A 7,610-nucleotide genomic window follows, 5' to 3' on the forward strand; every position below is an offset into this window, starting at 1 on the left:
TAATGTTTAAAAATATCTACGCTGAGTATATCTGTTTGTATCATTTAATATCCCAGGCTTATCCTCAAAACCATACCTACTCCTTAAGGAACCAGATTCTTGGTCGGCGATTTCATCTCTTCCTAAATCTTTAACAATTCCCAATCCTAACCCCAAAACGTTCCCGCCTATAGCAACTCCATAAGCTTGCCCCCTAATTCTGCCTGATTCACCACCTTTAATACTGCCATAGACTACTTCCCCAATGAATTGTCCAATGTGTCCTCCAATATTTGCGAATAAATCACCAAAAGCGCCGTATAAAGCAAGTATAGCGCCTAAAACTTTAAGTCCCGTGCTATTAGCTGCCATTAAAGTTACAATACCTCCAACAGCAAAGACTAATGATGCTCCCATCCTGATTTTATACCAGACATTTTTTACATCATTCTTTTCCTCTATAGCTTTTAGATTGTCGTAAATTCCTTTCCAATCTTCTTTGGTCAGTTTAGCAATAGTTGCTTTCTCTTCTTTTCCAAATACGCCTTTTTCTTTCATCAAAGCCAAACCTTTTTCAGTATCAAGGACTACTTGATAGAATTCTTCAAAGGATTTTTTACCCACAGCCAAGTCAATTTCAGCTTCAAGGCTATGTCCTCCTCCAACACCAAATGTATGATTCGGCAAATGATAATGAGCATCCTGAATGGGGTGTAAAAGATTAACACCAGCGTTCTTTATGGGGTCGGTTTCTTTGCCTATCACATTCCCTGTTCTATAATTATTAAGTGAATCAGTTACCTTCTCTTCCGTACTTCTTTTATCCAGCACATGAATATTTTTATTTATACCCTTTGGATCTCCTGCTTTGCTGTTACTTGTAGAATCATATTCTTGTTTGGTGTCAGGAAGGTTAGCCGCTTCTCCTACCTTAATTGCAGTTTCTTTGCTAACGTACTGCATTGCTATAATGGTAGTAAGATCTCTGTGAATCGGTGCATTTGCTCTTCCATTCGTATCAACACTGTGGACTGGCTTATTCAAAACATATGTATAGATATTCAGCCCATCTCCAGTGCCTATGGGGTCTGGGCTTAACCACCTGCCAAGCCATGGCAGATAATATCTGGATGTATGGTATTCAAAACCCGTTTCTTCATCACGTTCCATAGCAGTATATCGGTAACGCTTGGCGGCCGCATTAATAGCAGCGTTTTTAGCCTGATAGGCTGTTGTTCCGAAAGGGTGATATTCTTCATAGCTTATAACCTGAGCTTTTTCGTCCAGCTCCAAGCCAACGGACCCAAGGTGATTATCGAGTTGGTAACGGGTCAATATGGTACCGCTTGCTGTTTCACGATCAATCATGACGAAGCGGTGGTTATCATTCATTAAACTCAGAGTTGTCCTTTCTAAGCCTGCCTTTGTTCCGCTATGGATCTTATACAATTCGTAGTTAACTATATAAATTCTCTCATCTTTGATTACAGCTTCCACATTAGCCGGAGCCTGCATTTCGGTGATCTTCCTGATACGTTTACCTTTGCCATCGTATTGATAATAGGTAGTTTCAGGAGTTCCGTCATTTTTACGTTGCTTGATTGTTTTGACAAGTTCTTCTTTAAAATTCCATGACATACCACTCAGATGTGGCATTGATTCAATATAACCATGCTGGGGATGATGGACATATTTATAATCGATGTTACCAATACTCGTTTTCTTAAGACGGTTGCATTTATCTTCGTACTCATATTGTCTCGTCCAGCTCGTACCAGCTGAATGGATCATTTCTGAAATATTTCCAGCCCGATCATATCGATACGATTGATTATAATTCCGCATTGCCATAGGACCTCCTGGATTTAACTGGTTCATGAAGGATGCATCATTCCAGTTATCACCGGTATCAAATATCATTTGAGAATCATTCTCCCTCCCGGTTGCTCCAACTAGGCGGTACAGACTGTCATAGGTATATTCGGATAAACTCTCGACTATCTGATTATTGAAGAATATTATTGGAGCTTTTTTATCTTCTATATGTGTAATATTACCAACCGCATCATAGGTATATCTCCAGTCCTGAATAGGATCACTGTTCTTCGGCCTGCATTCCAATTGCTTTAATCTGAATGTCTCTTTATCATAGAAAAATTTGGTAAAGACATCGTTACCATATATAACCTTACTTTTCTGACCTTTTTCATTATAATCAATGTCTTTTATGTAAGGCTTTGATTCCGCTTCTCCCGGAAGTTTCACGTATTGACTGTTTAGCAAGCTGCCTTCATTATAAAAAAATGTAACAACACTCAGATCAGGAGCTGTTTCGCTTGTGATTCTGCCAAGAGCGTCTCTCTTTATTGTGAATGTAAAACTCTTTTCATCAAGGTCATCTTCCAGATTTTTTCCTTGCCAGTCGGGCACTTCTTTATATTTTTTGAAGAGTTTCCTGGTAGTATTTATAGGTTGTCCATTGAAATCGAATGCTGAAATAGAAAGCAACCCTCCAGTATCAAAATGCAGAACCGCTCTTCCCAGACAATTTTTATTTTTTAATTCTGTTTCATTGCTTCTGTCTGATAGCAGTTGATCTTCGCCATAGACAATGTAGTCATATACAATATTGTCTAAAGGAATAAGTCCATCTCCGCCGGAAATGATGCTTTTAACAGGGCGTTTCAATTTGTCATAGAAGTATTGAAATTCATGATTACGTTCGTCCCAGGTTCTCAAAGGATGATTCAGAACATTAGAAAGCAACCACCTTTTTCCAGCATCCATGCTTTCCTGATATACTTTATGACCAAGCATATCATATTTATATTGTATAACAGTATTTTCTCTGGGATCTGTAACCTTTATCTGATTGCCTTCAATATCTAAAGTCATTTTTGAAGGAAGATATTCGTCTTTATTGGTATCAACATTTTTTAAATGTTGTATAAATAAAATACCTCTTCCAAATGCATCGGTATGAACTAAAGAAGGAGTATTAGCATGTTTTGCAGCATTCTGAGCAGCCTCTTTTTCCTTGGCAGGATCTTTTCCTTCTTTAATTAATTCTGCATCCAGACTGCCGTTAATTCTCTTCTGGTACCAAAGCGAGTCCAGAATGTTGTCATTCGTGTCGTATGCAGCTTGTTCCCATGTATTAAATTCTATTTTAGAAAATGTATCATCAGGCATGATAGTTTTAATCAATCTTCCCGGAGCATCGTAGTATATCAGAGCTGTCATGCCTGTTTCAACTAATTCCTTCTGGTCTTCATAATGTTGGCTGACGGAGAAATATGGTTCATATTGTTTAACAGCATTTCCTTTATTGTTCCGTATAGTTCTTCCATTTCCAATCCAACGCAAATGGTTATCATCTGCAGTATTTACTTCGTCGATCACATAAGTATTATTCTCATTAATAGTTACCCTCTTTGCGATGCCTGGCTCAGCCTGAACTTTTTTCATAATGACTTCACTGATGCCGTTTGAATACTCAAAGCTCAGTTGAACCGGACTTTCAGAATCGGAATAGACTTCTCTCATGATTCCTGCGACTACAACAGGTTTTTTGTCAATTCTAAAAGCATCAAGATCATAGACAAACCTCATTGTAGCCTTTTTTAATAAGGATTTTGCTTTTATAGTCAGTTGTGTGGAATCATTTTCCTGCAGAAAACTTTGAATAGCTAAGGCTTCCGTTTTATCTGTAATATCTGACAAACCAGCAAGATCATCGGCTTCATCACCTTTGCCTTTTACAGCAATAGCTTTTACCATCCCAAGCTCGTCCGTAATAACTTCTGTTAAATTATCATTGATATCTTTTACCAGACTTGGCGCAAGCGTTCTGTAATTGAATTTTTCAATATTGGATTTGCTTCCTAATGCATCTTCTGTTTCGATTACATGAAGGAAGTAATTGTCATATTTAACTTTAGTAACAGCGTCAAATGAATCTTTATAGGATGTCGGTACATAGAATCTATTTTGTGCATCTGTTTGAGTCTCTGAATTTGCAATAAAATTGACCGTACCCGAACCTATCCACCAATTTGGGTCATCTTCAAATTGGATAAATTTTCCTTCGGTCATATGTGAATTCTGCACTCTACCTTGGTAAATATCCTGAAGAAGTTCTGGAGTATATGCCAATTGATAATTTGCATAAGAAATCCCCTTGGAATCCATCTTATATAATGGTAATGCTTTATCCATAGCATCACGATAATAAGTTGAACGCACATGTTCAATAAGTCTTTTCTGTGCTTTACCTGGTAGTGGAGGTTTATCGTGTTCATGATATTGGATAGTTTCTGATTTCTGAGGCAGGAGAATATCTGAAAAATCTTCTAGTGTATAATATTGTCCCGTTTTCTTTACATTCTTCAGTTCAAATGTTTGGCTCTCTCCAGGCATTCTCAATCGATAAGTCTCTTGAGTAATAATATCGTTGGTGAAATCCTTTTTAAGGTATACGATATTTGTTTTGCCTTGCTCATCACGAGTTTCTTTAGGTAGATTATTATCGGCTATTTTTCTGGGATATACTACCGATGCAGATTCGAGCACATTACCATAATCGTCGAACTGAATATTGAGTGTATGACTTATCCTTGGATCTTCAGGATTTCGTTCATAACAATAAGTAATCGCTTCACTTTCTTTGACAACAAAAACTGCATGTTTATTCTGCCCCTTAGGTTGCAACATCTCAATAAAGCAGTTATGTGTAGCAACTGAAAAAGGAGTCAATGCTTTTTGCTTTGCCTTGACAGTATTACCGTATTTTGCTGCATCGTTAGCAAATACTTCTGATCTGAGTCCCATTCCTTTACATGAGCGCAGAGCCTCTCTCCATTCCTGTTCAGAGAGCGACTCCTGTGTCAATACATCCGTTCCTGTTGTTGAAATGATTCTTGCATCATTTAAATCCGATTCATGGTGGGGTACTTCATATCTTTGCCTTTTAATTTCAGAATACCAGTAATCCTCTTTAAACTGATCTAGTATACCACTCTTGTTTACAAAGGCTCCTGTGTGAAACCATGACTTTGAAATGACTGGTTCCTGATGAAGAGGTTCTTCCACAATATTTGATGCATTTCCTTTTACCCAGTGATCAAAAGTTTCAGTATCCACTTGTTCCACCATTCCGAATCCTCTGAACTCTTTTTCAGCCCTATCATAGTATCCGTGATGGTATCGGTATTGACTTACAAAGGAAGCTCCAGAAATCTTATCTTTAGTAATAGTCTTAGAAATACAGTGAATAGGAAAAGGTATTTTAGTGGCCCAGGTTTTCCCTTCTGATTTGTCCTGAAGATAATACTTTGTGGAAGGTATATATTCCAAATGAACCTCTTTGCCAAGGTTATTTTTAAAGCAAGTAATAATGTGAGGCTTCTTGCTGTTCATTAGATCAATAAATCTGAGAGGAGCCTGCAGACCTTCTTCGTGAGCTGATGACCACACTATACATGAAAGGCCATTTCCCAAAAGGTCCATTGCTGACACTTTAGTCTGAAGATTTACCGGTGGGAAAGAACTAATTTCAAATGGAGTTTCAGAAAATCTATTTCCGGAAAGGTTTTTCCAGCAAGTAAATTTATTTTTGCCAAGATAAATGATATCCGTTGTACCCGATCCGTCTATATCTGCTAACCTGATAAGTGAAGGGGTAAAAGCTTCTTCACGATCAAAGAAAGGAGATTGATCCATGGTAATTTTTGCACTGAAGTTTCCATACCCGAGATTGGCCCAATAACAAACTTCACCATTTCTTATTCGGACAATATCTGTCAACCCGTCTCCGGTCATATCCGCAAGAAAAATAGTCTGTGCATTGTCTGCAAAGATGACCGCAGGTCCGTCTTCTTCATTTTTCGATTTGAGATTCCTCAGAGCTACAGAATATCCATCACGTCCTTCAGAAGGATACCAAGTAAAAATATCGTCTTCTGAAACTAACAAGTCAGGTTTACCATCGCCATTCAGATCAAGCATTCGAACATCAGGAGAATGGATATCGATGTTAGGAAAACCTTTAAAATATCTGAATGGTTTCCAGGTTGCGTCATCGTTTATTTCAAAATATCCTCTTGTCTCAGCCTCAAAGCTGACTAATTGCTTTTTGCCGTCTGCATCAAGATCGGCTAGTTGAAGTTTATTTGCTAATCCTTGAAAAGATGGTTTTGGACTAACCAATTCAGCTTGTGCAAACCGGCCATTTCCAAGATTTGATTTGTAATACCATGCAGATGCTTGTTCAGTAAGAATTCCAGGCAATCCTTCTCCATATAGATCGGTGAATTGATAATTTTGATCATCTACTCCAGCCGGAGCGTTCATCAAATTTTCCCTGGAAATTGTTTTTATTTGATCATTCCATTGATGTTTTTCATATTGAAATTCCATAGGGGGCAGACTCTTCTCTGAATAGCTTCCGTCTGGCTTTTTAATATGCCCTGTGCTGGTGATAGATTTAAGAAATGTAAAGTCTTCCGGTGCATCATTATCATATTCAAAATTGAGAGATCTTACAAGTCCATCGTATTCACCATTACCTTTAAAATGATGAAATAAAAGTACTCTTTTGCATACTCTTGTGGTACGTATTTCAAAACCTGCTTTGTAATTTGAAAATGCATCCTTGCGAAAGGTCCATTCATTTACAGGCTCATAAGTATCATCACTATATTCTCCATAATCCAGTATTGTGGAAAAAAGATAGTCAGAATCGAGAGGATAAGCATCTCCAAAACTTTTATATGGTGTTTTGTTTCCATATAATATTTTTGACAGATATAGATTTGTATAAGTGATCTTTTCTTTGTCATGTCTGTTTTTATTATGAACATAAGAAATGTCAAGCCCTACATCATTCTCTTTTTGATATATATAATGGGCACAATTTCCCTTGTCATCAAAGATAAATTCAGGCAACCATTCAAATATTTTATGCGGATCTTTAGGGTCAAAAATTTTAGAATTGGAACTCCATCCAAAAAGGGTTGTCACATTTTCCTTTGTTGTCACTCTCCATGTAATCTTAGATGTATGCTTTTCACACCAGCGTTCGATTCTTGCAAAATTGCCCTCGATTCTCGGAAGATAAGTCCGTATAGTATATAAATGATCTTCAGAATCTTTATCATCAATTTCATAACAGCCATCAGACTTCTTTACAAATTTGCCATCAATTCCTTTTTTAAATGCAGGAACGAGATCTTCGGCCTCTGAAAATAAAAAAGTGTCTGAATCTTTTTCATCAAAATATTGTGGAAGGTATTTGTCAGTCTTTCGTTTAATAGATGGAAGCCCAAAGCTCCATCCTAGTCCGAATATGCCATTCCCACTTCCTGAATTATAAGATAGTTGAAGTTGAGGCGAAACTCCTCTAGCTGTGGCAAAGGGAAGCGGAATAGACAATGACATGGTTCCATTCACTGCATTTACAGAAAATTTTTCATCTATCCCCTTTATAGCCCCGCCTCCTTTAGGCATTGAAATAACAGGAACATTGATCTGCATATTATCCTTGCCTTCCTTAGACTGACTTTCATTTGTCGAATCCATTGGTAAAGTTGCAGTAATTCCGGCGCCATTATTAAAAAATGAGTTTTTCATTC

1 protein-coding gene is annotated in these 7,610 nt (G+C 37.5%); it reads right to left on the minus strand.

Going from position 1 to position 7,610, the window contains the following annotated elements:
* Nucleotides 1–6 precede the first annotated feature (6 nt).
* Nucleotides 7–7,608 (minus strand): SpvB/TcaC N-terminal domain-containing protein, encoded by a 7,602-nt coding sequence (locus tag K350_RS26755; RefSeq protein ID WP_245598395.1) that lies wholly within the window; start codon nt 7,606–7,608, stop codon nt 7–9.
* Nucleotides 7,609–7,610 lie beyond the last annotated feature (2 nt).

Origin of the sequence: Sporocytophaga myxococcoides DSM 11118, from assembly GCF_000426725.1 — a bacterium.
In the GTDB taxonomy this organism is placed as follows: domain Bacteria; phylum Bacteroidota; class Bacteroidia; order Cytophagales; family Cytophagaceae; genus Sporocytophaga; species Sporocytophaga myxococcoides.

Coding starts and splice junctions, on each gene's coding strand:
- K350_RS26755 (WP_245598395.1), bottom strand. CDS start 7,608: ATGAAAAACTCATTTTTTAATAATGGCGCCGGAATTACTGCAACTTTA.